This is a genomic window from Cobetia sp. SIMBA_158 (genome assembly GCF_046566945.1).
Classification (GTDB): domain Bacteria; phylum Pseudomonadota; class Gammaproteobacteria; order Pseudomonadales; family Halomonadaceae; genus Cobetia; species Cobetia amphilecti.
This window is the reverse complement of the sequence record NZ_JAWJYL010001043.1, coordinates 1-238: the sequence shown is the minus strand read 5'-3', so window position 1 is coordinate 238 and position 238 is coordinate 1. Positions and strand designations below refer to the sequence as shown.

Here is a 238-nt window from a genome sequence, read left to right as displayed (position 1 = left end):
CGATACACCTAAAAACCCGTACCTAAATGCGTTAACCATATAGATGATAGGGTTGATTTGCGATACATTTTGCCAAAACTCAGGTAGCAAGGTAATTGAATAAAATACGCCACCCAAGTACGTTAGCGGAGTAAGTATAAATGTGGGAATAATACTAATGTCATCAAAGCTATTAGCGTAAATAGCGTTAATTAAACCACCTAGCGCAAACACCGCCGAGGTTAAAATCACCGTTGCC

Annotated in this window: 1 protein-coding gene; it reads right to left on the bottom strand. The window is 39.5% G+C overall.

Annotated features, from left to right (window positions below; genetic code table 11):
* Positions 1-238 (bottom strand): ABC transporter permease (locus R2R70_RS22985; protein WP_410979344.1); only part of this gene is annotated, 238 nt, incomplete at both ends.